Origin of the sequence: Nocardia aurantia (assembly GCF_009604425.1) — a bacterium.
Taxonomy (GTDB): domain Bacteria; phylum Actinomycetota; class Actinomycetes; order Mycobacteriales; family Mycobacteriaceae; genus Nocardia; species Nocardia aurantia.
In genome coordinates this window covers 797,082-822,594 of the sequence record NZ_WEGI01000001.1, presented here as the reverse complement: position 1 = coordinate 822,594, position 25,513 = coordinate 797,082, and the positions used below count along the sequence as shown (strand labels likewise).

The 25,513-nt window shown below is 68.8% G+C and carries 18 protein-coding genes, 1 tRNA gene and 1 pseudogene; 12 read left to right on the top strand and 8 right to left on the bottom strand.

Annotation, left to right across the window (positions count from 1 at the left end):
* The first annotated feature begins 45 nt into the window (after window positions 1–45).
* The 4 genes from NRB56_RS03300 to NRB56_RS03285 all read left to right on the top strand — a co-directional run bounded on the left by NRB56_RS03300 (window position 46) and on the right by NRB56_RS03285 (window position 5,382).
* Window positions 46–1,737: a type III PLP-dependent enzyme domain-containing protein gene (locus NRB56_RS03300; RefSeq protein ID WP_319942479.1), complete on the top strand. Its 1,692-nt coding sequence runs from the start codon at window positions 46–48 to the stop codon at window positions 1,735–1,737.
* Between the two features lie 68 nt (window positions 1,738–1,805).
* The gene (locus NRB56_RS03295) at window positions 1,806–2,834 is read left to right on the top strand and encodes a PLP-dependent cysteine synthase family protein (protein WP_153338911.1); all 1,029 of its coding nucleotides are present in this window, start codon (window positions 1,806–1,808) and stop codon (window positions 2,832–2,834) included.
* 29 nt (window positions 2,835–2,863) lie between these two features.
* Complete coding sequence (locus tag NRB56_RS03290) at window positions 2,864–4,294, top strand: MATE family efflux transporter (protein ID WP_153338910.1); 1,431 nt, start codon at window positions 2,864–2,866, stop codon at window positions 4,292–4,294.
* Between the two features lie 134 nt (window positions 4,295–4,428).
* Window positions 4,429–5,382: a metallophosphoesterase gene (locus NRB56_RS03285; protein ID WP_319942478.1), complete on the top strand. Its 954-nt coding sequence runs from the start codon at window positions 4,429–4,431 to the stop codon at window positions 5,380–5,382.
* 10 nt (window positions 5,383–5,392) lie between these two features.
* Here the strand turns inward: NRB56_RS03285 and NRB56_RS03280 are convergent, their stop codons facing one another.
* Window positions 5,393–6,838, bottom strand: a complete 1,446-nt coding sequence (locus NRB56_RS03280; protein WP_153338909.1) for a stealth family protein — start codon at window positions 6,836–6,838, stop codon at window positions 5,393–5,395.
* A 640-nt stretch (window positions 6,839–7,478) separates the two neighbouring features.
* On the opposite strand from NRB56_RS03280, the gene NRB56_RS03275 reads away from it, so the two are divergent.
* From NRB56_RS03275 to NRB56_RS03265, 3 genes are all read left to right on the top strand, one after another.
* A complete protein-coding gene (locus NRB56_RS03275; protein WP_153338908.1) occupies window positions 7,479–7,955 on the top strand; it encodes a hypothetical protein in 477 nt (158 codons plus the stop codon).
* 4 nt (window positions 7,956–7,959) lie between these two features.
* On the top strand, window positions 7,960–8,256 hold the full coding sequence (locus tag NRB56_RS03270) for an MTH1187 family thiamine-binding protein (protein ID WP_153338907.1): 297 nt from the start codon (window positions 7,960–7,962) through the stop codon (window positions 8,254–8,256).
* 427 nt (window positions 8,257–8,683) lie between these two features.
* On the top strand, window positions 8,684–11,020 hold the full coding sequence (locus tag NRB56_RS03265) for a hypothetical protein (RefSeq protein ID WP_153338906.1): 2,337 nt from the start codon (window positions 8,684–8,686) through the stop codon (window positions 11,018–11,020).
* Between the two features lie 15 nt (window positions 11,021–11,035).
* On the opposite strand, the gene NRB56_RS03260 is transcribed toward NRB56_RS03265, so the two are convergent.
* The 4 genes from NRB56_RS03260 to NRB56_RS03245 all read right to left on the bottom strand — a co-directional run bounded on the left by NRB56_RS03260 (window position 11,036) and on the right by NRB56_RS03245 (window position 17,748).
* On the bottom strand, window positions 11,036–11,716 hold the full coding sequence (locus NRB56_RS03260; RefSeq protein ID WP_153339065.1) for a MazG family protein: 681 nt from the start codon (window positions 11,714–11,716) through the stop codon (window positions 11,036–11,038).
* A 398-nt stretch (window positions 11,717–12,114) separates the two neighbouring features.
* Entirely contained in the window at window positions 12,115–15,771 is a 3,657-nt protein-coding gene (gene mfd / locus NRB56_RS03255; RefSeq protein WP_153338905.1) for a transcription-repair coupling factor, read from the bottom strand.
* A 469-nt stretch (window positions 15,772–16,240) separates the two neighbouring features.
* On the bottom strand, window positions 16,241–16,888 hold the full coding sequence (locus NRB56_RS03250; protein WP_153338904.1) for a TetR/AcrR family transcriptional regulator: 648 nt from the start codon (window positions 16,886–16,888) through the stop codon (window positions 16,241–16,243).
* A 245-nt stretch (window positions 16,889–17,133) separates the two neighbouring features.
* Window positions 17,134–17,748 (bottom strand): TetR/AcrR family transcriptional regulator, encoded by a 615-nt coding sequence (locus NRB56_RS03245; RefSeq protein WP_019929438.1) that lies wholly within the window; start codon window positions 17,746–17,748, stop codon window positions 17,134–17,136.
* A gap of 325 nt (window positions 17,749–18,073) precedes the next feature.
* On the opposite strand from NRB56_RS03245, the gene NRB56_RS03240 reads away from it, so the two are divergent.
* From NRB56_RS03240 to NRB56_RS03220, 5 genes are all read left to right on the top strand, one after another.
* Window positions 18,074–18,144, top strand: a tRNA-Gln gene (locus tag NRB56_RS03240).
* Between the two features lie 52 nt (window positions 18,145–18,196).
* Window positions 18,197–19,687: a bifunctional UDP-N-acetylglucosamine diphosphorylase/glucosamine-1-phosphate N-acetyltransferase GlmU gene (gene glmU / locus NRB56_RS03235; protein ID WP_153338903.1), complete on the top strand. Its 1,491-nt coding sequence runs from the start codon at window positions 18,197–18,199 to the stop codon at window positions 19,685–19,687.
* Window positions 19,684–20,664: a ribose-phosphate diphosphokinase gene (locus tag NRB56_RS03230; RefSeq protein ID WP_319942477.1), complete on the top strand. Its 981-nt coding sequence runs from the start codon at window positions 19,684–19,686 to the stop codon at window positions 20,662–20,664. Before glmU ends, NRB56_RS03230 begins: the two co-directional genes overlap by 4 nt.
* 297 nt (window positions 20,665–20,961) lie before the next feature.
* Window positions 20,962–21,288 (top strand): hypothetical protein, encoded by a 327-nt coding sequence (locus NRB56_RS03225; protein ID WP_319942476.1) that lies wholly within the window; start codon window positions 20,962–20,964, stop codon window positions 21,286–21,288.
* A 6-nt stretch (window positions 21,289–21,294) separates the two neighbouring features.
* Complete coding sequence (locus NRB56_RS03220) at window positions 21,295–21,936, top strand: DUF2461 domain-containing protein (RefSeq protein ID WP_319942475.1); 642 nt, start codon at window positions 21,295–21,297, stop codon at window positions 21,934–21,936.
* A 45-nt stretch (window positions 21,937–21,981) separates the two neighbouring features.
* Here the strand turns inward: NRB56_RS03220 and egtD are convergent, their stop codons facing one another.
* From egtD to egtB, 3 genes and pseudogenes are all read right to left on the bottom strand, one after another.
* Window positions 21,982–22,953, bottom strand: coding sequence for an L-histidine N(alpha)-methyltransferase (egtD, locus tag NRB56_RS03215; RefSeq protein WP_153338902.1), 972 nt, complete (start codon window positions 22,951–22,953; stop codon window positions 21,982–21,984).
* Window positions 22,954–23,552: 599 nt separating this feature from the next.
* Window positions 23,553–24,131: pseudogene (locus NRB56_RS40400) on the bottom strand (class II glutamine amidotransferase); the annotation flags it as partial.
* The gene (gene egtB / locus NRB56_RS03200; RefSeq protein WP_153338901.1) at window positions 24,131–25,471 is read right to left on the bottom strand and encodes an ergothioneine biosynthesis protein EgtB; all 1,341 of its coding nucleotides are present in this window, start codon (window positions 25,469–25,471) and stop codon (window positions 24,131–24,133) included. The pseudogene NRB56_RS40400 and the gene egtB, both read right to left, overlap by 1 nt.
* Between the last annotated feature and the right edge of the window lie 42 nt (window positions 25,472–25,513).

Genomic DNA, 25,513 nt, shown 5'->3' with positions numbered 1-25,513 from the left:
ACGGACGTGCCGGTAGCAGCCACTGACCCACAGGCCGATTCGGCGGTGCCCGCCGCCGAGAACGCTGAGGCCGCCGGGCGGCCGGAGATGATGCCGACCCTGCCGATCTCCGCCCCACCCGGTACCACCACACCCCCTGCCTCGGCCCCGGCCGGAGCCGGCCGGGGAGAAACCGCCACCACTGTTGCGGCGATCGCCGAGCCCGGCAACGCCGTCGGCACGTCGCCGGATGACACGGCGGAAACTGACACCGAAGATGTCGCGGCGGAAAGCATCTCTCCGGTCTCCCGCTACGACGGACCCGAGGCACGAACCCGGGCCCCGGAGACAACCGAGCCGGATACGGTGGACGTCGAGCCCGAGAATGACACTGCCGCAGCACAATTCGGCCCGTCCACGGCGCCCGGCGAGCGGGCGTCCGCGCACGGGTATCTCGCGGCGCCGATGCCCGCGCACGTCGACGAGTGGGAGCGGCGGCTGCTCGCGGACCCGGATCTGCTGGGCGACATCGCGTTCGCGATCGGCAGGCCCTTCCACGTCATGTACCCCGCACGGGTCGGTGGCAATATCGCGGCGTTCCGGGAGGTGTTCGCGGCGGCCGGAATCGACGGCGCGATCTATTTCGGAAAGAAGGCGAACAAGGCCGGCTGTGTGGTGCGGGCCTGCGCCGAACACGGGGCCGGGGCGGACGTCGCCAGTATCGGCGAGCTGAGTTCCGCTTTGGCGCAGGGCATCCGGGGCGAAGACCTGATGGTGACCGGTCCCGCGAAGTCCGACCGGTTGCTGTGGCTGGCGGCCCGGCACGGCGCGCTGATCGCGGTCGACGAACCCGACGAACTGAACCGGCTGGTGACCGGCGGAATCGCGGCGCGGGTGCTGCTGCGGGTCCGGCCACCGGGATCGGACAGCCGGTTCGGGATGACCGATGCGGAGCTGGATCACGCGGTCGCCGGGACCCAACTCGTCCCGATCCGGTTGGAGGGGTTCAGTTTTCATCTGTCCGGCTACGAGCCGGTGCCCCGATCCGAGTTGGCGGCGAGCCTGATCGAGCGCTGTCTGCGGGCCCGCGATTACGGGCATCCGGCATCGACCATCTCGCTCGGCGGTGGTTTCGGGGTCGACTACGTGCCCGCCGACGCCTGGGTCCGGTTCACCGCCGACGGAGGACCGCACTGGTTCCACGGCGGCAAACGATTCGATTCCTACTACCCGTATCACTGCCCCACGCCCGGAGCGCTGATGCTCGCCGCCGTCCTGACGCACGGCGGTCTGGCGAAACAGCTGCGGGACAACAACATCCGCCCGGCGATCGAACCGGGACGGGCGCTGCTGGATCGCGTGGGCAGCACCGTGTTCCGGGTGCAGGGCGCGAAGACGCGCATTGCGCAAGACATCTCGTATCAGCTGCTCACCGTCGACGGCACCAGCCTGAGCCTGTCGGAGCAGTGGTTCGCCAGTGAGTACCTGCCCGATCCGGTGCCCTGGCCCAGCCGGCCGGGCCCGGTGACCGGGACCGTTGTCGGTGCGGCGACCTGCCTGGAATCCGACATGCTCAGCTGGCGGCGTATCCCGCTGCCGCGGCCCGCGGTACCCGGCGATCTGCTGGTGTACCCGAATACCGCTGGTTACCAGATGGATTCGAACGAGTCCGCGTTCCACGAGTTACCGATCCCGCCCAAGGTGGTGCTGCACGACGCACCGGACGGCCGGCTCCGCTGGACGCTCGACGCCGGGTGACACACCGGCCCGGGGGTATTTCTCCCGCACCTTCCGCATTCACGATCCGAAAACCGAGGAGACCCGCAATGCCGCTCGTCACACGCGTGACGGACCTGATCGGCGAGACCCCCCTGTTCGAGCTCGCGACGACCGACACCGGAACCCGGCTGTTGCTCAAGCTCGAACAGTTCAACCCGACCGGGACGGCCAAGATCCGGATGGCCCGAGAGATGGTGCTCGATGCCGAGCGCCGTGGTTTGCTCGGGGTTGGCGGGCATATCATCGAGTCGACGTCCGGCAACACCGGACTGGGACTGGCGGTCGTCGCCGCCGAGCGCGGCTATCGGTTCACCGCGGTGGTCGACCACCACGCCTGCAAGGACAAACTGCGCGCGATGCGAGCGATGGGCACCGAACTCGTCTACGTCGCCGACGACGGCGACGATGCGCTGGCCACGTCGGCCCGCGAGGATCTGGCCGCGGAGATGGCCACGGCCGACGCCGACGGCTACTTCACCGAACAGCACAACAACGATGCCAACGCGCTCGGCTACTACGCGGTCGCCGAGGAGTTGCTGAAGGATCTCGACCGGGTGGACATCCTGTTGTCCGCGGTCGGCACCGGCGGTTCGCTGTTCGGGACGGCCCGGCGGCTGCGGGAGAGGGGGGGCCGGCCGCGGGTGATCGGCGTCGAGCCGGTCGGCTCGATCGCGTTCGGCGGCCCGGGCGGGCCGTACTGGCAGTCGGGCACCGGCACACCGCCCGGCGCGACGGTCGGCACCGCCGTCGACTACAGCCTGCTCGACGAGGGGCTGACGGTGACCGACGTGGCGGCCTTCGCCACGGCACGCGCGGTGGCGCGGAAACTCGGCCTGCTGATCGGCGGGTCCGCCGGTGGTTCGGTGTACGCCGCGCTCACCCGGCTGGCGGACTTCCCGCCCGGCTCCACGGTCGTCACCATCGTCTGCGACGGCGGCGAGAAATACCTCGACACCGTCTTCGACGACGACTGGATGAACGACCGGGACCTGCTGGACGAGACCACCGAACGCGAGGTGAGCGCGCTGCTGGATCGTTTCGCACCCGCCACCCGAAACCTGGTGGGCGCGCTGTGAACTCGATCCGCGGCCGGGGGGACGGCCCGATGACCGCCGACCCGGACGAGCGGCCGGACGGCCGGCGCCTCACGGCGCTGGCCACTCCGATCGCGCTGACCCAGCTGGCGCAGGTGGCGGTGTCGACGACGAACATCGCGCTGATGGGCTCGCTCGGCATCACCCAGGTCGCCGCGGGCGGTCTGGCACTGACGCTGTTCAACCAGATCCGGACGATGTGCGTCGGTCTCGTCACCGCCACCGGTAATCAGGTCGCGACCGCCGCCAGCCGGGCGGAACTGCGGTCCGGCGAACATCCGGACGATCCGGGCCCGGACGCCGCCGGCGAGATCCGGGACGTGGTGCGTGCCGGATTCCTGATCGCCACCGCCGCGGGCGTGCTCGGCGCGCTGATCCTGGTCGGACTGGGCTGGTCGTTGCCGTGGCTCGGCCAGGACGCGGCGGTACTGGCCGAGGCCCGGCCGATGCTGGTCGCGCTGGCGCCCGGCCTGCTGCCGTGCCTGTGGTTCCAGGTGATCCGGCAGTACACCGTCGGCATGCAACGACCGCAGGCGCTGCTGCTGGTGACGCTGGGGTCGGTCGCGCTGAACGCCGCGCTCGCCCTCGGCCTCATGCACGGCTGGGGTGGCCTCCCCGAGCTCGGCCTGACCGGCATCGGCGTCGCGAGCTCACTGGTCTTCCTGATCACCTGCCTGGTGTTCTGGGTGATGGTCCGCCGCGATCCGATTCTCAGCGCCACGTTGCCGCTGCGGATGTGGCCCGTGCGCATCGCCACCGTCGGGGCCGAGGTCCGGCTGGGCCTGCCGATCGCGATGACCTACGGCTCCGAGGCGGGCATGTTCTCGGTGCTGGCGCTGGTGATGGGCTCGCTCGGACCGGCGGCGCTGGCCGCGCACAACGTGGTCTACCAGCTCGTGTACATCGTCTTCCAGGTCGCGATCGGGTTGTCGCACGGTGTCTCGATCCTGGTCAGCCGGGCCGTGGCCCGCGCGGAGTACCGGCGCGCGCACGGGCTGGCCTGGCTGGCGCTGCGGCAGACCGCGGTGGTGGCGGCGCTGGTCGGGGTGGTCTACGCGACGCTGCCCGATGTGGTGTTGCGCCCGTTCCTCGCCGGTGACGATCACGAGACCGTGGCACTCGCGCACGGGCTGCTGCTGATCGCGATCGTGCTGCAATTCTTCGACGCCGCCCAGAACATCGGCAACGGCCTGTTGCGCGGGGTGCAGGACACACGGGCCGGGTTCCGGTTGTCGCTGGTCGGATATTGGGCTGTGGGCTTGCCCACAGCACTGTTGCTCGCCCGCCCGGCCGGGCTGGGCGCCGCGGGTGTCTGGTGGGGGCTCACCGCCGGCCTGGCGGCGACGGCCACGCTGATGCTGCGCCGCTACTTCGCCCTGCTCCGGCACCGGGAGCAGGCGACACCGCGGGTGCTGGCCGGTAGTTCGAGCGCGGGGACGTGATCGCCGACCGGCACGAAACTCTCATCGGCCGGTAAGCGGCTCGTCACCGGCCGTCGGCATACCGAGCAGGACGGCTTCGCTATTCTGGCCCGGAGCTCGACGTCACGACGTACGCCCGCCCCGGGAGGAGTCCGGTGCACATCACCAGAGTCGCGGAGTATCCGCAACCGGATCACGTGTTGTTCCACTTCAGCGATACCCACTTCATCGCCGGCGACGGCGAACTGTACGGCGCGGTCGACTCCGAGCGGCGGCTGCGCCGGCTGCTGGAGCGGGCCCTCGCCAGCCGTATCACCCCGACCGCGATCGTCTTCACCGGCGACCTCACCGACCGTGGCGAGGCCCGCGCGTACGACAAGCTGCGCGCGCTGGTGGAACCGTTCGCGACGGCGGTGGACGCGCCGGTGGTGTGGTTGAACGGCAACCACGACGATCGCGCCACCTTCCGCGAACACCTGCTCGACGAGGAACGCTCGGCCGAACCCCTGGACCGGGTGTACCAGTTCGACGGGCTGCGGATCGTCACCCTGGACACCACCATCCCGGGCGAGCACCACGGCGAGATCTCCGCCGCGCAGCTGGCCTGGCTGCGTTCGGTCCTGGACGAACCGGCGCCGTTCGGGACGATCCTGGCCATGCACCACCCGCCGATCCCGTACATCCAGGATCTGGCGGTCACGGTCGAGCTGCGCGACCAGCGCGCGCTGGCGGACGTGCTGGACGGCACCGATGTGCGCAGCATCCTGTCCGGGCATCTGCACTTCTCCACCACGGGGACCTTCGCCGGGATCCCGGTGTCGGTGGCCTCGTCGGCCTGCTACACCCAGGATCTGGCGGTCGAGGTCGGCGGACAGCGTGGCCGCGACGGCGCCCAGGGCTTCAACTACGTGCACATCTATCCGGATACCGTGATGCATTCGGTGGTGCCGATCGACGAGGGCCCTACCGTCGGCCGTCCGGCCACCGCGGCCCAGACGACCGAGCGGCTCGCCGAAGCGGGCATCGTGATCCCGCCGGCGTCCGGCATCCCGCATGTGGTGCAGCGGCGTACCGGCGCCCGGGAGGCGGACGGCGAGACCGTCGCCTAGCGGGCCGGTCTCACGCGGCGCCCGGTTCCACGGCCAGCTGCCGCCGGTCGGCGCCGTGCTCCCACGGCGCCGGCTCGGGGAAGTAGCCCTCCAGGAATTCGGAGACGACCCGCACTCGTTCGGCCTCCGCGACCTCGGGGAAGCTGCCGTCGTTGAGGCAGAAGAAGTCGACATTGCGGCGCCGGGCGAGGTTGTCGAGCACAGCCAGTCCGGCGTGGCAGGTGGTGTCGACATAGCGCATCTTCGCGGCCTCCTGCGGTACCGCGCGGCCGGTGAAAGCGGCGTAGTAGTGGTACAGCGAATTCGTGACCGAGATGTCGGTGGCGGACCGGAACCGGCTCGCCCGGGTACGGGCGAACTCCGCCGGGAATTCCCGCTCCATCTCGAGCAGCACGCTGCGCCGCAACGGCACCGGCGTGTGTTCCAGATGCCGGGTGATGACATGTCCGAACCGCCGCGCCAGCAGCTCCCGGTTCACCCGCGCCGCGTTCTCGAAACCGCTGCGCCGCTCGTTGTTCGGGCCGGGGCCGATGCGGGTGCCCGCCTCGACGAACCGGCTGATGCCGGCCGGGGTGAAGAACATCGACGGCCGCACGGGCCGGGCGAAGAACATGTCGTCGTTGGAGTACAGGAAGTGCTCCGACAATCCCTCGATGTGCTGCAGCTGGCATTCGACGGCGTGCGAGTTGAAGACCGGCAGGACACTCACGTCCGAGAAGTGGTCCACCGCACGGACAATGGTGACCTTCGGGTCGTCGGCCAGCCAGTGCGGCACCCGCGAGTCGGTGGCGATGAAGATGCGCCGGATCCACGGCGCGTTCTTGTGCACCGAACGCAGCGCGTACTTCAACTCGTCGATCTGGCGGATGCGGGCGTCGGCGGCGTCGCCCTCGCCGACCACCACCTGGGCCATCATTCCCGCACGGCGAGCACGGAATTCGGGATCGGAGCCGTCCACCCACGAGTAGACGATGTCGATGTCGAACCCGACATCGGCCGGGTGCGGATCGAACATGCCGGCCAGGGTCGGCCAGCCCGCGTCGAACGCCAGCACGGTCGTGTACTCGACGTCGGCGAGGTCGAAGACGCTGCGGGTCAACGCATTCGGGCGCGGACACTCGACCGTGTCGCCGTGGTACCGCCAGAGCTCGAGTTCCACGTGGTGGGCCGGGTCGAGATCTCGCCCCAGCCGGAAAACGTTGTGACGCAGTTCGTTACAGCTGAATCCGGAAGTGATCGCCGCACCCAGCACCCGGCGCAGCGCCGGCCGCTGCGCGGCGTCGACCGCCAGCACCGGCCGCGCGTCGGCGTCCCGCACCAGCAGGAAGGGCACTTCCGCCGCGGTCAGCTCGGTCCGCAGCCAGCGCAGGTCGTCGAGCACCGCCGCCGTGGCCGTAGCCGTGGTCGTGGCCGCCGGGCCGATCGCGCTCATCGCATCGAAATCCATCATCACCATCTCTCCTGCATACGCGGGCGAATACCCGCCGCCGAGACGGCGGAGGGCTGGAAAACACCGGGTCAGCGCGACCGGATCGGCCGCGCGGGGTGACTGTTCGGAAACGCCGCCCACAATCGCTGCTCGCCGAGCGGCTGCATGCCGGACGGTCGCCGATCGAATCGGAGCTCCATCAGTTCTCACCTCACTCACGGCCGGACGCGCGTATGCGTCGACGGATCCTGCTGCTGTGCGGCCGTACCACCTGCACCTCGGCGCGGACACGCACACGAACGGTATGGACGACTCGCTTCACCGGACGGCCATCGGCCGGTAACCTGCCCGACCACGAGCGGTCGGGGAACTGTTACGAATGATGCAACCGGGGGTGCCCATTAGTCAACCCGAGCCAGCGCAGGTCACACCTCTTTTTCACGACGGTAACGGAACCGCGCCGAACCTCCGGCGACGCCCGGTCGGCGCCCTCGACCGAGGTTAGGCTCACCAACGCTGATACTATGTCGGCCACTTTCGTGCACACCGGATTCATCGGCGATTCTCGATCTCGCACCCCCTACCTCGAGCGGGCATGTGACACAACGGCTTACACTGCACTTACGCGTGGCCCAGCCCGCCGCGTGAGCCGACCGTGAGGTGACGCATGGTAGCCCGAGCCCAGGAACGTCAACAGCCCTCGACAGCGCACCCCGAGCTGGATGCCCTACCGCACTGGCCGCTGGACACGATCGGAGTGCTGATCACCACCGATCCCGGACCGCACGCGATCCCCGTCTCCTGGCCGGTGCGCGCCGGGGATCGGCGAATCCTGTTGAGCCTCAAATACGATCGCGGATCGTTGGCCCGGTTGCGCAAGCGCCCGGACGTCGCGCTGCTGCTGCTCGCGGACGGCGATGTGGCGTTGTGCGCCCGCGGCCTTGCCCATGTGGTCGCCGACCCGATGCCCGGCGCCGAGGACTACGTGGCCGTCGCGATCGATGTGGACGTCATCGACGATCACCGGCAGTCCGCCTTCCAGGTCACCGGCGGGATCCGGCGGGCCGTTCTCGACGAATCGGAATTGCGCTATCTGCAAGCGCGGGTCGACACCCTGCACCGCCTCGCCGGCGAGGATGATTGACCGAATGATCGCAGCGTTCTCCGTGACCCCGCTCGGCGCGGGCGAGGATGTCGGACGGGCCGTCGCCGCGGCGGTCCGCGTCGTCCGGGCCAGCGGCCTGCCCAACGAGACCAACGCCATGTTCACCTCCGTCGAGGGTGAATGGGACGAGGTGATGGCGGTCATCAAACAGGCCACCGACGCCGTCATGGCCGTCGCGCCCCGCTGCAGCCTGGTGATCAAGGCCGACATTCGCCCGGGTGTTACCGGCGGCCTGGTCAGCAAGGTGGAGAGCGTGGAAAGGTACCTGGCCGAGGGCTAGGTACCGTTCCCGGCCCGGGTGCGCCCATACCACGCCCGACAGCGAACCGGAGATGAACACGGGCGGGCTCTTCGGGAGCGAAATACCAACTGGTTCCGTAATTTTCGCAGTGTGGAGTTCACTGACCGGAGCCCGCTCGTTCATGCCGCGCCAGTAGCGTTGAAGCGTCATTCCGGGGACTGTTGAGCAGCCCTGAGGAATACCCGCTTCGAGCGCGTACTTGCCGGTGTCATGTCCTGGTTCGGTACGGGCGGAAACGAATCAGGTTGCAGCGGTGAACAACAGGAAATCGGGTCCGTGGGATCCGGCATGCCTGCGATTGCCCGGAATGCTTCGGCGCGCACGCGCCTGGGTACTGGCGACGCGGCGACGGCGGTGGACGGCCGGACTGTCGGCCGGGCTCTTCGTGTTATTCGTATTTCCAGGTTTGCTGGGGACGGCCGCGGCCGCCGACACCGGCGAGCGGACCGCGGGTTCCTCGGTCGGCAGCGCGCTCTCCTGGACCCATGTCGCCGATTCCTCCGGCGTACAGGCCTCGAATTATCTCTTCGCCACCGATCACGGCAGCATTCTGCACCCCGGCAACACGGCATTGTCGATCGTGCTGGGCCTGGAGTTCGCGGGCTGGAAGATCATCGTGATCACCGCGATCTGGCTGATCGGTTACGCGCTGAGTTTCGCGTGGCTGAACCTGATATCCAAGGCCCTGCTCGCGGTCGGTCACAGCCTGACCGGGCAGATAACCACGCCCGCGATGCTGATCACCGCCGCCACGATCGGGGCGTTCTTCGTGGCCTGGTTCGTCATCCGCGGCTACGTCGCCAAGGCCACCATCCAGGCCGCGACGATGGTGATGGTCGGCGTCCTCGGGCCGCTGTTCCTGTCCGAGCCGCTCGCCGACGTGCTGTCCTCGAACGGCCTGGTGGCCCAGGGCCGTGACCTCGGCATCGAGGTGGCCGCCGGCCTGAACGGCAACGCCACTGTCGATCCGACGAACATGGTCGCGACCATGCAGGCCACCCTCACCGACAATTTCGCCCGGCGGCCGCTGCAGGTGTGGAACTTCGGCCATGTGATCGACACCGAGGCCGGGTGCCGCGCCATGTGGTCGGCCGGCGTGGCGGCCGGCAACGAGAACCAGGTGAAGAAGGGCATCGGCGGTTGCGGGGACACCGCTGCCGCCGAAACCATGAACAATCCGGGTTTCGAGCAGATCGCGACCGGGGTGCTGCTCCTGCTGTCCGGAACGATTCTGTTGCTGTTCGGCGCGACGCTGGCGATCAAGGTGATCTGGGCGGCACTGGACACCATCTACCACGGCCTGATGTCGATATTCGGTTTCGCCGCAGGCGGTTTCGTGTACGGCCCGACCCAGACCTTCCTCATCCGCAACATCGTCGACGGCTTCGTGGCCGCCGCCCGGATGACGGCGTTCACGATCTTCCTCGGCGTCTATGTGCTGATCCTGCGCGACCTGTTCGACGCCGCCGGGGATCAGGTGATGGTGGTGTTCGTCATCGGCGCTGTCCTGGAGATCATCGCGATCTTCCAATTGAAACGACTCAATCGAAGTCTGCACAGCGGTAACGAATGGATCGCCAATCGGTTCGCGCTGGCGGTGCAGAGCGCCGGCACCAAGGGTGGCTCGGGCGGCGGCAGCGGAAGCGCACGAGCGATCGGCATGGGGACGATGGGAGCGAACCATTCGCTCGGCGCGGGCATGCTGCCGATCTTCGCCGCCGCCTCCACCATCGGCAATTCACCCATCACCGAATTCCTGTGGGGCCGGACCCGTAATCCGCTGCGGCCGAACGCGCGGATGGAGAAGCGCTCCCAGGTCGGGCAGTGGGGATTCTGGGGCGCCGACGGAGTCGGCGGGCCCGACGGCGACTATGCGCAGTCGTACATGCATCGCCCGCTGTACTGGAAGGCCGCCCTCGCCGCGGTCGAGGGGCGCGGCGGCAGCTCGATTCTCGCGGGTGGCGCCAGCCAGAGGTCGTTGCTCGGCGCGGCCGTGTCGCTGCAGGGTCTGATGGACGTCGGCGGCAAGTCAGCGGATGCCCGGGCGGCACTGCTCAAGGCACACTACGGCGACGAGACCATCCACCGGGCGGTTCGCGCTTGGCAGATCGTCGAATCCGATGCCAACGGCTGGACGCTGTCCAACAAGAATCTCGGACATGTGGTGTCCGCGGTGCACCGCGTCAACGCCACCGCGCTGGACATGGTCGCCGGCGTGGGCGAAGCACCGGACGCCGCAGCGGCGATCGCCACATTGCAGGCCACCGCCTTCCGTTTCCATCGGACATATCGCGGCGGTGTCACACTCGACCACGGCAATTCGCACGGGCCGCAGAGCACATGGGTCAACGATTACTTCGCCAACCCCACCGAAACCAAAATCAGCTTCCTCCAGAAGGTCGCCAGCGGCGGTACGGTCTCCGCCGCGGATGATGCCGTGCTGAACGGGATCTCTCAGGTGAACGCCACCCGCATGATGGACGCGATCGGTACTCGGCATGCGGAGGAAATCCTGGATTCCGTCAACAAATACGTCGCGAACCCGCAAGATCCACAGCTGCTGCGAGATGCCAGACGATCCATCTCCGCCGCAACCAACACCGATCTGTGGGCGACCGGTACGAAGCGAACACCGTGGAACGCGCTGGTGCCGCCCGGCGAGCACTGGTCGGGCGACCCGGCGGTGATGAGTGCGTGGGCGAGCTCGCACGCGGCGGTCGTGGACGCGCTGAACAACGGCTAGCTATCGGGACGCGGCTCAGCGCGGCCAGTGGGCATGCCAGTCGGCCGCGGCGAGCGGCGCACGCGCACCCCGGGCGACCTCGGCGGCATCTTCCGCGCCGCGGATCCGCGCGGCGAAATCCAGCGTGGCCTTGCGCAGTCGTTCCTCCGCGCTACCCGGCCCGCCGAGCCTGATCAGGCGTAAATCCTCGGGGATCAGATCCTCGGGCAGCCCGGCGGCGGTGGCACGGGAACCGATCTTCTCCGCGAGGGCGAGGGCCGGCTGGGCCATCGCGATGCCGTCCAGGCAGGAGCGACGGGCCTTCTCGGCGGATTTGCGCTCCTCCCAGGCGCGTTCCTGCGCGGCGATCTTCGCCTCGACGTCGGCGTCCGGGTCGGCCGGCGCGCCGTCCAGGTGCGGGCTGCGGTGCACCAGCTTGGCCACCAGGGTCGCGGCCACGTCGTCGACGGTGAATTCGCCTGCGGCCTCGGCGATCCGGGAGTGGAACAGCACCTGCAACAACAGGTCGCCGAGTTCCTCGCGGATGGCGTCGGCATCGCCCGCCTGGATGGCGTCGAGCAGTTCGTAGGTCTCCTCGAGCAGATACGGCCGCAACGAGTCGTGGGTCTGGGTGACCTCCCAGCCGCCGAACTGCCACAGCCGGTCCATCACGTCGACCGCCTCGGCGAGGCTGCGGGCCATCGACGCCGAATCCATCGCGACCCGGTAATCCTCGGCCGCCGGCATCGGCAGCGGCACCGGGCTCGGCGCCGGCGGTGCCGGATCACCCGGCGCGCGGCACCGGGGACCCGCACCCGGTCCGGGCCGGTCCGGGGACGCCCGATCGTACATACCGGAATCCGCGCCGGGAGCGCCACCGGCACCGAATTTCGATTCCGGCACGGCAAGACTCGCTTCGGTCGCGGCCGCTCCGCTGTCCGGTACGGCCGGCGCACCGTCGTCCGGTACGCCGGCTGCGCCGACACCCGGGGCAGCGGCATCCCGCGCGGCCGCACCGGGATTCGTCCCGGATACGTAGCCGCCCGATCCGGCGCCACCCGGATCGGATTCGGCGCCACGGAGACCGGGTCCGGCGTGGTGGCGGCCGACCTCCGTCATCGCGCGGCCGGCACGTCGGTCGCGACGGCGAGATCGACCGAGCCCTGGGCCTTTCCGTCCAGCGCCAGCAGCAGATCGGCGACGAACTGGAGCACCTGTACGTCGCGGACGCGGGCGGCGCCGACGCTGTCCTCCACCCGCGGCAACGGCACCTGCACGACGCCGGTGGTCGGGCGGTAGGTCGCCGACGGGTAGATTCGCTTGAGCCGCAACTGTTTCGAATCGGGCAGCTGCAACGGCGAGATCTTCAGAGTGGTGCCGGTGACGCCGGCCTCGGCGATACCGTACTCGCGGCACAGCAGGCGCAGGCGGGCCACCGAGACCAACCGGCCGACCTCGACGGGCAGCGGCCCGTACCGGTCGACGAGCTCCTCCACCACCGCAGCCAGTGCCGAATCATCCACCGCCGCAGCGAGTTTGCGGTACGCCTCCAGCCGCAGCCGGTCGCTGGCGATGTAGTCCGGCGGGATGTGCGCGTCCACCGGCAGGTCGATGCGCACCTCCTTCACCTCCTCGTCGGTGGTGATCGGGCGGCCGTCGGCGGCGGCGCGGTACGCCTCCACCGCCTCGCCGACCAGCCGCACGTACAGGTCGAAACCGACCCCGGCGACGTGCCCGGACTGTTCCGCGCCGAGCACGTTGCCGGCGCCGCGGATCTCGAGGTCCTTCATCGCGACGGCCATGCCCGCACCCAGATCCGAGTTCTGCGAGATGGTGGCGAGCCGGTCGTAGGCGGTCTCGGTGAGCGGCTTCTCCGGCGGGTACAGGAAGTACGCGTACCCCCGCTCCCGGCTGCGTCCGACCCGGCCGCGCAACTGGTGCAGCTGCGAAAGACCAAGGGCGTCGGCACGTTCCACGATCAGGGTGTTGGCATTCGAGATGTCCAGACCGGTTTCGATGATGGTAGTGCAGACCAGCACGTCGTACTCCCGCTCCCAGAAGCCCTGAACGGTCTTCTCCAGCGTGTCCTCGTTCATCTGGCCGTGCGCGACCGCCACCCGCGCCTCCGGCACCAGATCGCGAATCCCCTTGGCGGCCTTGTCGATCGAGTTCACCCGGTTGTGCACGTAGAACACCTGGCCGTCGCGCAGCAACTCGCGGCGGACCGCGGCGGCGACCTGTTTCTCGTTGTAGCCGCCGACGTAGGTCAGCACCGGATGCCGCTCCTCCGGCGGGGTGAGGATGGTCGACATCTCCCGGATGCCGGCCAGGCTCATCTCCAGGGTGCGCGGGATCGGGGTGGCCGACATGGTGAGCACGTCGACATGGGTGCGCAGCGCCTTGATGTGCTCCTTGTGCTCGACACCGAAGCGCTGCTCCTCGTCGATGATCACCAGGCCCAGATCCTTCCATCGGATCCCGGTCTGCAACAGGCGGTGGGTGCCGACGACGATGTCGACCTCGCCGGTGGTCATGCCGTCGAGTACCGCACGCGAATCGCCCGGATCGGTGAAGCGGGACAGCCCCTTCACCACGACCGGGAAGCCCGCGGTCCGCTCGGTGAAGGTCTGCAGATGCTGCTGGGCCAGCAGGGTGGTGGGTACCAGCACCGCGACCTGCTTACCGTCCTGCACCGCCTTGAACGCCGCCCGCACCGCGATCTCGGTCTTGCCGTAACCGACGTCGCCGCAGATCACACGGTCCATCGGGACGGCCCGTTCCATATCGGATTTCACCTCGGCGATCGCGGTGAGCTGATCGACGGTCTCGGTGAACGCGAACGCGTCCTCCATCTCGCGCTGCCAGGGGGTGTCCGGCCCGAACGCGTGTCCCGGCGCGGCCTGACGGGCCGCGTACAACTGCACCAGCTCGGTCGCGATCTCGCGAACCGCCTTGCGCGCCTTGCGTTTCGTATTCGCCCAGTCGGAGCCGCCGAGTTTGGACAGGCTGGGCATCTCGCCACCGACGTAGCGGGACAACTGATCCAGGGAATCCATCGGCACGAACAACCGGTCGCCCGGCTGCCCGCGCTTGCCCGGCGCGTACTCGATGACCAGGTACTCCCGCCGCGCACCGCCGACGGTCCGCTCGATCATCTCGACGAATCGGCCGATGCCGTGCTGATCGTGCACGACCATGTCGCCCGCGGCCAGCGCCAGCGGATCGACCTGGTTGCGGCGGCGGGCCGGCAGCTTCTTCCCCTCGGCCGGCGCGGTGACCCGGTTGCCGGTGAGATCGGATTCGGCGATGACGACCAGCCGCGCGCCGTCGAAGACGATGCCGTCGTGCAGCGACCCGCACAGCACCCCGACCCGCCCGGGCTCGGGTTCCGCGCCCGGCGCCAGCGGCGCGGCGGGCACCTCGGCGTCACCGAGCCGCTCCAGGATGCGCTGCGCCGTGCCGTGCCCGGCCACCACGATGACCGCGCGCCCGCCGCCCCCCGGCGCGTCCGCGGCCACATGCGCCCGCAACGAGGCGAACACGGTCGCCACCAGCTCCTGCGAGCCGCGGGCGGCGGGCGCGGCCAGCACCGGCAGCACCACCTCGGCCGGATCGTCGGAGGCCAGCGGGCTCAGCGTCCACCACGGCAGCCCCCGCGCCTCGGCATCGGCGCGCACCACGTCCAGCCCCTGATACGCGGAGGCCGCCAGATCCAGCCCGTGCGCGCCCAGCGGCGCGGCGGCGCCGAACGAGGCCGCCGTCCACGACGCCTCCAGGAACTCCTGGCCGGTCCGTACCAGATCCGCGGCACGGGTCCGGACCTTCTCCGGATCGCACAGCAGCACATGGGTTTCCGCCGGCAGCACATCGGTCAGCAGTGGCAGCCGCCCCGGCCGCAGCACCGGCAGCAACGCCTCCATGCCCTCGACCGGAATGCCCTGCGCCAGCTTCTCCAGCATCTCGACCAGCGCGGCGTCCGCCGGATTGTCGGCGGCCACCGCCGCGGCCCGCTCCCGCAGCTCGGCGGTCAGCAGCAACTCCCGGCAGGGTTGCGCGACAACGCCTTCCACGGGCACCTCGATCAGCGACCGCTGATCGGCCACCGAGAACACCCGCAGCTCACCGACCTCGTCCCCCAGGAACTCCACGCGCACCGGATGATCCGCGGTGGGCGGGAACAGATCGAGAATGCCGCCCCGCACGGCGAATTCGCCGCGCTTACCGACCATGTCGACCCGCTCGTACGCGAATTCGACCAGCCGCTCGATCAATTCGTCGAAGTCGAATTCGGCCCCGCGCCGCAGCACGATCGGCTCGATATCGCCGAGCCCGGCGGCCATCGGCTGCATCAGCGACCGCACGGTGGTCACCACCACCCGCAACGGCTCCCGGAACACCGGATCCTCCGGATGCGCGAGCCGCCGCAACACCTCCATCCGCCGCCCCACCGTGTCGGCCCCCGGCGACAGCCGCTCGTGCGGCAGCGTCTCCCAGGAGGGGAACAACGCCACCCCGTCCCCGAGGATCTCCGACAACTCGACGGTCAGATCGTCGGCCTCCCGCCCCGTGGCGGTGACCACCACCACAGACCGCTGCGCACTGTCCCCGCCGGCCGACACCCCCGCAATGGCAGTGGCCACGAACGGCCGGATCGCCGAAGGCGCCACCAACTGCACAAAAGACCGCCCGATCAGCTCCCTGACCTGCTGCAACGAGCTATCGGCACCGGCCACCACAGCCAGTCCCGCCAACGGTGGACGAGGGGTGGGCATCAGCAGACTCCTGGACGCGACGAGCGATAAGGACGGCCCATCCACTGTAATGCGCACCCCGGACACCCTCGACACCGCGCCGGGCCGACCGCCACCGGAACCACACTGATCCAGCCGACCACTCCCGACAAACACCCCGCGCCGGTCGCCCGGACCTCAGCAATCCCGCCTGCCGAATCTCTGAACTCAGCGGCCCGAGCAACCGACCAAGAATGACCCGGTATCCCGTCGGCCGCCTCGTATCCATACACGCGCGTACGCGCGATCAAGCCTCGGCCGAACCGGCAGCCGCAAGCAGAGCGCGGAGGAAACCACAAGGGTGCGAGTCTTACGAGCACCGTTCGCGGCCGGCTCGTCGTTCAGCGGCCGATCGCAATGCGACGAAGGAGCAAGCGATCGGTCGCTGAACGACGAGCCTTCAGGGCCGCGAACACGCCGGAGCGAAGCGGAGGCCAAAGACACAGCAAAATCACGGCACGTAGCGGCGGAGTCTTCTCGCCGCGAACTCGCGGAAGTAGGCGACCTTCTCGTCCGGGACGATCGACGGCAGCAGGAAGTACCAGACCCGTTCCATCCGCACCGCCATCTGGTCGATCGACTCGGTGCCGACGGCGGTGATGTGCACGCCGGCGGTCATCTCCTGGAGGATCAACCCGATGGTCTCCGGGTCCAGGTCGGATTTGAGGTCGCCCTGCTGAATCGCTCGCTCCGCCAGGACCCGATGCGTCTCGCCCCAGGTCTTCGCGATGTTCTCCCCCTGCGCGCCCCGGTAGTCGCCGATCTGGTGCGTCAATTTCAGCATCGCGCCGACCATCGGATCGTTCATGGTGAGATCGGCTACGACATAGGTGATTCCGATGCAGGCCTCGAGCGCCGGCACCCGCGGATCGAAGAAACCCTGGCAGGCGCTGATCAGCCGCTCGTTGCCCTGGTCGACCACCGCGCGCGCCAGCTCCTCCTTGGAGCCGAAGTGAAAGTACAAGGCGCCCTTGGTCACATTCGACTGCGCGATGATCTCGCTGAGACTCGCGTTCGCATAACCCAGTCGCAGAAAGACATCGGCCGCACCCGCGAGGACGGAATCGCGAGTGATCTCCGCACGCGCTTGCCTAGCCATCAGATCCGCCTGTCATCACAACCAGCCATCCTGAAGTAGACCGACATCCCGAAGTAGACCGACATCACAGCTCGAACAGCACTCGAAGGATGGGTGAACCGTACCACCCGACCGGGCTGCACCAACGGAATCGAGCATTCGGACCAGCCTTTATCGCTAATTATGGGTTAACTGTCCAGTTCCACCCCCCTAACACCCTCCACCGCCGCTCGACACGCCCTCTCGCTCAGCGCGCCGGAGGCGGCTCAGTGCGTTGTGCCGCTGGGCCATTCGGAGGCGAGCTGGGGGTCCGCCTCGAGGTGCGTCAGACCGTTCCAGCACAGATTCACCAGGTGCGCCGCGACCACTTCTTTCGGCGGCTGCCGCTCGTCCAGCCACCATGCGGCCGCCGTGGCGACCATGCCGACCAGTGCCTGTGCGTACAGCGTCGCGAGTCCGGTGTCGAAGTCGCGGCGATCGAAGTCGCCGGCCAGGATGTGGGCGACCTGATTCACCGCTTCGTTCAGCAGACTCGAATAGGTCCCGTCCGCAGCGGAAGTCGGCTGATCGCGCATGAGAATACGGAATCCGTCGGAGCGTTCCTCGATATAGGTCAGCAACGCCAGTGCCACCTGCTCCAGGCGCACCCGGGAACGATTGCGGGTGAGCGAGGAGGTGATCATGTTGAGCAGCGTGGACATCTCGCGGTCGACGACCACCGCGTAGAGGCCTTCCTTGCCGCCGAAGTGTTCGTAGACAACGGGTTTGGACACCTGGGCCCGCTGCGCGATCTCCTCGATGGATGTGGCGTCGTATCCCCGCTCGGCGAACAGCGCCCGGCCGATCTCGATCAGTTGTTGCCGCCGTTGCGTTCCCGTCATGCGCGGACGCGGGGTCCGGCCCACCTCGCCCGAAGTCACCGCTTGCGCCTCCCGCGAAATCGTCCGACTGCACCGACAACTCTTCCAGACATCTCCGGCAGGCCTCCCGGCACCCCAGAAACCTGTTTCAGGGAAGTACCGGCCGACTCCGGAACCGAACCGTCACCCGCCCGGCCACGGCGAGTGCGACCAGCCGCGGCGGCGCGCCGAACGGACCGTGGGTCATCGACACGTCGACAGCGGTTCGACGTACGGACAACTTCGTGCGAGGATCATTCCCGCATGCCGTGACGCACCGGCAGATCGAGGTCCGCCGGTGCGGTGATCCGCCGTAGTGTAATGGCAGCACCACTGATTTTGGTTCAGTTAGTCCAGGTTCGAGTCCTGGCGGCGGAGCAACACCCGACACAGCCCACCCGCAACGATGACAGGCAGCCGAGGGAGATCCATGCCACAGCAGACCGCCGTCGTCGTTCTCGCCGCCGGTGCCGGAACACGAATGCGGTCCAAAACTCCCAAGGTGTTGCATTCCCTGGCAGGCCGCAGCATGCTCGCGCACGCGTTGCATGCCGCGAGCGAGATCGACCCCGCCCACCTGATCACCGTGGTCGGCCACGACCGGGAACAGGTCGGCGCCGCCGTTCGCGCGGTCGCCACCGAACTCGGCCGGGACATCACCCAGGCGGTCCAGGAGCAGCAGCTGGGCACCGGCCACGCGGTCCAGTGCGCCCTCACCTCCTTACCCCCGGATTTCGCCGGCGATCTGATCGTGACCTCCGCGGATGTGCCGCTGCTGGACGGCGACACGCTGTCCGCGCTGCTCACCGAGCACCGCAGTTACCAGGAGCGGTCGGCGGTCACCGTGCTCACCTTCGCGCCCGAGGACCCCAACGGTTACGGCCGGATCGTCCGCGATGCCGAGGGCCGGGTGCGAGAGATCGTCGAGCACGCCGACGCCACCCCGGAACAGGCCGCCATCGGCGAGGTCAACTCGGGCGTGTACGTCTTCGACGTGACCGTGCTGCGCAGGATGGTCGGCCGCCTGACCACCGCCAACGCCCAGCACGAGCTGTATCTGACCGATGTGCTGAAACTCGCTCGCGAGGCCGGTAATCCGGTGCACGGCGCACGCCTGCTGGACGCGGCGAAGGTGACCGGCGTGAACGACCGGGTGCAGATGGCCGAGGCCGCCCGCACCCTGAACCGATACATCCTGGAACGGCACATGCGGGCCGGGGTTACCGTCATGGATCCGGGCACCACCTGGGTGGACGCCGATGTCCGCATCGGCCGCGACGCCGTGCTGCGACCGGGCGTCCAACTGCTGGGCAACACGGTGATCGGCGAGGACGCGGAGATCGGACCCGATTCCACCCTGACCGACGTGATCGTCGGCGAGGGCGCCAGCGTGGTGCGCACCCACGGCACGGGCGCGGCCGTCGGCCCGGGCGCCACCGTCGGCCCGTTCTCCTATCTACGACCCGGCACCGTCCTCGGGCAGGCGGGCAAGCTCGGGGCATTCGTCGAGACCAAGAACGCCACGATCGGCGCGCATTCCAAGGTGCCGCATCTGACCTACGTCGGCGACGCCACGGTCGGTGAGCACAGCAACATCGGCGCTTCCAGCGTGTTCGTCAATTACGACGGGGTTCGCAAACATCACACGACCGTGGGCTCGCACGTCCGTACGGGCAGCGACACCATGTTCGTGGCTCCGGTGACCGTGGGCGACGGGGCCTATACGGCGGCGGGTACTGTGCTGCGCAAAGATGTTCCCCCGGGCGCGCTGGCCGTGTCGGGCGGGGCACAGCGCAACCTCGAGGGCTGGGTGCAGCGGAGCCGACCCGGAACCGCGGCGGCGATGGCCGCAGCAAAGGCGCTCGCGGTGAACGACAGGGCGAGTCAGGCAACCGAGCAGAAGGATGGCAACACAGAGTGACCGCGTTCTCGACGGATAACCAGAAGAACCTGATGCTGTTCTCGGGTCGCGCTCACCCGGAGCTGTCCGAGCAGGTCGCCAAGGAACTCGACGTTCACATCACTCCGCAAACCGCGCGTGACTTCGCCAACGGCGAGATCTTCGTTCGCTTCGAGGAGTCGGTCCGCGGCAGTGACGCTTTCGTCCTGCAGAGCTTCCCCGCGCCACTGAACCAGTGGCTGATGGAACATCTGATCATGATCGACGCGCTCAAGCGCGGTTCGGCCAAGCGCATCACCGCGGTGCTGCCCTTCTATCCCTACGCGCGCCAGGACAAGAAGCACCGCGGCCGGGAGCCGATCTCGGCCCGCCTGGTGGCCGATCTGCTGAAGACCGCCGGCGCCGACCGGATCATCACGGTCGACCTGCACACCGACCAGATCCAGGGCTTCTTCGACGGCCCGGTCGACCACATGCACGCGCTGATCCAGCTGTCCGAGTACGTGCGCAACCACTACACCCTCGACAACATCACCGTCGTCTCGCCGGACGCGGGCCGGGTGAAGGTGGCCGAGAAGTGGGCCGACTCGCTGGGGGGCGCCCCGGTGGCGTTCATCCACAAGACCCGTGACCCGCTGGTGCCGAACCAGGTGAAATCGCATCGCCCGGTCGGCGATGTCGACGGCCGCACCTGCATCCTGATCGACGACATGATCGACACCGGCGGCACCATCGCCGAGGCCGTCCGTGTGCTGCGCGAGGCGGGCGCCGGTGACGTGGTCATCGCCGCCACCCACGGCGTGCTGTCGTCCCCGGCCGCCGAGCGGCTGTCGGCCTGCGGCGCCCGGGAGGTGATCGTCACCAATACGTTGCCGATCACCGAGGACAAGAAGTTCCCGTCCCTGACGGTCCTGTCCATCGCGCCGCTGCTGGCCCGCACGATCCGCGAGGTCTTCGAGAACGGCTCGGTAACGGGCCTCTTCAACGGGAACGCTTGAGCTGTGTCTTTGGCCTCGCTTCGCTCGGCGTGTTCGCGGCCCCGAAGGCTCGTCGTTCAGCGGCCGATCGCTTGCTCCTTCGTCGCATTGCGATCGGCCGCTGAACGACGAGCCGGCCGCGAACGGTGCTCGTAAGACTCGCACCCTTGTGGTCCGGCTGGAGCGGTCGGGGCCTGGCGAAGGTATGGTCTCGGGGGCGTTATTTTGGCGTTCCGGCGCGGTGCAGGGGTAGCGTGAAACGTATTCGCAGCGGTTTCTGCAGGTCGGCTCGGTACGCCCGAGAGGTGGTGTGTGGCGGTGACGGACCAGCGCGAGGATGACGAGTTCCTGATCGATGAGGTGCTCGACATGAACGACGAGGACGACGACGAACCGAATCTCGACGATGATCTCGGTGACGACGATCAGGCCGACGAGGTGCGCGCCTACGAGCGGTACATCGAAGATCCGCCGGATGATCTGGTCATCCGCTACCACGAAAACGACGACGAGGGCCGGCTCGGCATCGACCGCGAACTCGCCGAGGAGTGGACCGCCCGCCGCCACCGGGCCGAGGAGCGTGCCGAGGACGACCGCCCGGCCGAGCTGGCCGCGATGGAGGTCGTCGACGAGCCCCGGGACTGAGCGCCCGTGAGCCGTTTCACCGGATTCCCGCTGGCCGGCCTCGATTTCTACGAGGACCTGGAAGCGGACAACTCGAAGTCGTTCTGGACCGCGCACAAGCACGTCTACGACACTGCCGTGCGGGAGCCCATGGCTGCGTTGATCGCGGATCTGGAACCCGATTTCGGCACCGCAAAGATCTTCCGGCCCTATCGTGATGTGCGATTCGCCAAGGACAAGGTGCCCTACAAGAACCATCAGGGCGCCTTCGTCAGCACCGGGCCGAGTGTGGGCTGGTACGTACAGATCGGTGCGCCCGGGCTTTTCGTCGCCGGGGGCGTGTACGCGACCACCCCCGCTCAGCTGGCGCGGCTGCGCACCACCATCGATGACGACGTGCGCGGACCCGAGCTGGAGAAGATCCTGGCGAAGGCCGTGAAGGCCGGCTACACGCTCGGCGGCGAGCAGTTGAAGACGCGGCCGAAGGGTTACGACGCCGACCATCCCCGCATCGATCTGTTGCGCCGCAAGGCGATCACGATCGGCAAGGAGTTCGGGGCGCCCGATTGGCTGGAGACCGCCCGCGCCGCCGCCGAGGTCCGCAAGTCCTGGCAGGCGATGCGCCCGCTGGTCGAATGGCTCACCGCCGTGGTGGGCATGCACGACTGAGCGGCACCGCCGGACCCCGGCCCGACGGCACCGCCGGACCCCGGTTCAACGTCGCCCGGCCAGGAACAGCGCGAACCGCCGATCCGGATCGGTCCACACCTGCTCGGTGGTGAATCCCGCGGCGGCCAACTCCGCGGACATGCCGTCCACCCGGAACTTCGCGGAGATCTCGGTGCGCATCTGCTCACCGCGGGCGAATTCCAGTACCAATTCCAGATCGGTCACCGTGACGGTCAGATCACGAGTCGCCTCCAGCCGCATCTCGATCCATTCGTTCTGCGCGTCCCATACCGCGACGTGCGCGAAGGCCTCCGGATCGAAATCGGCGCGCAGCCGGGAATTGAGCACGTACAGCACATTGCGGTTGAATTCGGCGGTGACCCCGGCGGCGTCGTCGTAGGCGGGCACCAGGATCGCCGGATCGATCACCAGCCCGGCGCCGAGCAGCAACTGCTCTCCCGGCTCCAGCACCTCGTGCACTCCGGCGAGGAATTCCGCCCGCTCGGCCGGCACCAGATTGCCGATGGTGCCGCCCAGGAAGGCGATCATCCGGCGGCCACCGCTCGGCAGGTTCCGCAGCGTATCGGTGAAGTCGCTGACCACACCGTGCACCGAGAGCTCCGGGAACTCCGCACTGACGACGTCGGCCGCCCCGCGCAGCGCCGACACCGATACATCCTGCGGGACATAGGTTTTCAGCGCCCCTTCGGCGCCGAGCGCCTGCAGCAGCAGCCGGGTCTTGGCGGCGGATCCGGCGCCGAGTTCCACCAGCACCTCCGCGCGCGAGATGCGGGCGATATCACCGACCACCCGCTCCAGCAGCGCCCGCTCGGTGCGAGTCGGGTAGTACTCGGGCAACGCGGTGATCGCCTCGAACAGTTCGCTGCCCCGCGCGTCGTAGAACCACTTGGGCGGCAACCACTTCGGATCCGAGGTCAGCCCGCGCCGGGCATCCGACCGCAGCGCGGCGGTGAGGTCGTCGTCGGTCAGGTGGATATCCAGCGTGGGTGCGGTCATCGGTCGACACGCCTTTCGTTCGGGGTCGGGACTGAAGTGTTCGCGAAGTCCGGTCATCCGGGGGAATCCGGATCCAGCGGGACGACGGACAGCAGGCCGGGCCGCAGCGTGACCAACTGCCGATCCGCCACCGCCCGCCACCGCGGATCGTCGTCGTACGGTTCGGAGGACACCACCGCGAACTCGTCGGTGACCAGCACCGACAACGAGTGGTGCCGAGTGGTGGCCCACAGCGTCTCGCCGTCCCCGAGCAGCAGATTGAGCCGGGCCGCCGGCTCCCGGGCCAGCACGGCGAGCACCACCTGGCGCAGCGCCTCCGCCGGATCGGTGCCCGCGATGACAGCGGAACCCGCCGCGAGATCGTCCGGGCGAGTGTCTGTTTCGTGGCCCGGGGCGGCAGGCCCGGCCGCGGCCGGCTCGCCGGCCGCGGCCGAATGCCGGGTGGTCACGCTGTGCACGCTGTGCGAAACCGACCAACTCCACGAGGTGGTGGTGTCCCCGGACACGGTCACTCCCGACGCGCCGCGGTGCGATCCGCCCGGCTCACGGCCGGTTCCCTCCCGAGGTCCGGTGGACGAATCGGCGGCGGCGTACCGTACTTCGGGCGCCGCGCCCACGGCAGCCGATGTCGCCGATTCGACTGCCGCAGAGCCGGTTTCGAGCAGCGCTCGCAGGATCACCCACAGCGCGGCGGAATCCGTGCGGGCCTCGGCTTCGAGCAATGCGGGCGAACCGAATTCGGCGGCCACCTCGGTGAGCACCCGCTGCCAGTCCGCGACTCTCCCGTTGTGGCTGAATGCCCAGCGACCACTGGTGAAGGGTGCGCAGGCGGCCCGCTCGACCGGCATGCCGACCGTCGCCGATCGCACCGCGGCCAGCACCGCCGTCGAATGCAGTTGCGGCAGTACCTCGTCCACGGCGGGATCGGCCCAGATCGGCGCGGCGTTGCGGTAGCGGCTCGCCACCCGCTCGCCCGCGGGGGAACCCTCGGTGGCCGAAGCCTGGGCCGGAGCGCTGGGCGATACCCACCACGCCACGCCGAAACCGTCGGCGTTGACGGTGCCGCCGCCGCGCATGTCCCGGGGCTGCCAGGATTGGGTGTAGAGCGAGTGCGGGCCGCGGGTGAGCTGGGAGCCGACCGCGGCCGGGGGTCCGAGGTAGCCGAGGTGCCGGCACATCAGCGTTCGTCCGCTCGCAGGTCGCGAGCCAGACGGAACCCGGCGAAGATCTGGCGACGGATGGGATGGTCCCAGTTGCGGAAGGTGCTGCGGACGGCGACCGGGTCCGCGCCGAACGAGCCGCCGCGCAGGATCCGGTAGTCGCCGCCGAAGAAGACCTCGGAGTACTCACGGTACGGGAAGGCCGCGAAGCCCGGATAGTCGTGGAAGCCGGAGGATGTCCACTCCCAGACGTCGCCGATCAGCTGATGCACCCCGAGCGCGGACGCGCCGGCCGGATAAGCGCCGACATCGGCCGGCTCCAGGTGGCGCTGACCGAGATTCGCGCGGGACTCGTCGGGGGCCTCGTCGCCCCACGGGTAGCGGCGCGAGCGGCCGGTGGCGGGATCGAAGCGGGCGGCCTTCTCCCATTCGGCCTCGGTGGGCAGCCGCTTACCCGCCCAGGTGGCGTAGGCCTCGGCCTCGAACCAGCACACGTGCACCACCGGCTGATTCGGCCGGACCGGCGTCATCGTGCCGAAAACCCTTCGCCACCAACGGTTGTCGCTGTCGAGCTGCCAGAACTCCGGCGCCTCCAGCCCGGACTCGGTGCGGTGCGCCCAGCCGCGCTCGGACCACAGCTCCCGGCGCCGGTAGCCGCCGTCGGCGATGAATTCCTGGTACTGCGCATTGGTGACGGGCGCGACGTCGATCGCGAAGGCGGACACCGGCACCGGATGCGCCGGGCGCTCGTTGTCCAATGCCCAGGGATCGGTCGAGGTGCCCATCTCGAATTCGCCTGCGGGAACGACGACCTCACCCGAGATCGGCACCGCCGCCGACGGTGCCGGTGGCGCGGTCAGCACCGCGTCCCCGGTCCGCAGCTGATGCGTCGCGAGCATGGTCTCGTCGTGTTGTTGCTCGTGCTGCGCGATCATCCCGAAGGCGAACCCGTCGGTGACGAGCGGGGAACCCTGTAACGGGCTGTCCGACAGCACATCCCACACCTTGTCGCGGACGCTCGCGACATAACCGCGGGCCTCGGCGGGGTCCAGCAGCGGCAGTGCGGGCCGATCGGCACGCGGGTGCCGGAAAGCGTCGTACAGGTGGTCGATATCGCCGCGCACCGGTTGCCGGGAGCCCACATCCCGCACCAGCCACAGCTCTTCCTGATTGCCGATATGGGCCAGGTCCCATACCAGCGGGCTCATCAGCCGCGAATGCTGCGCGACGAGATCCGCCTCGTCGAGGCAGTCGGTCAGGCCCGCGGTGCGGGCCCGCGCGCGGGTCAGCACCTCGGCGATCTCGCCGCGCAACCGCTCGGTCTCGGCCCGGTCGCTCCCCGTGAATCGAACAGTCATGAAAGAACTCCGTATCCGTGATGAATTGAGCCGGCGGGCGCG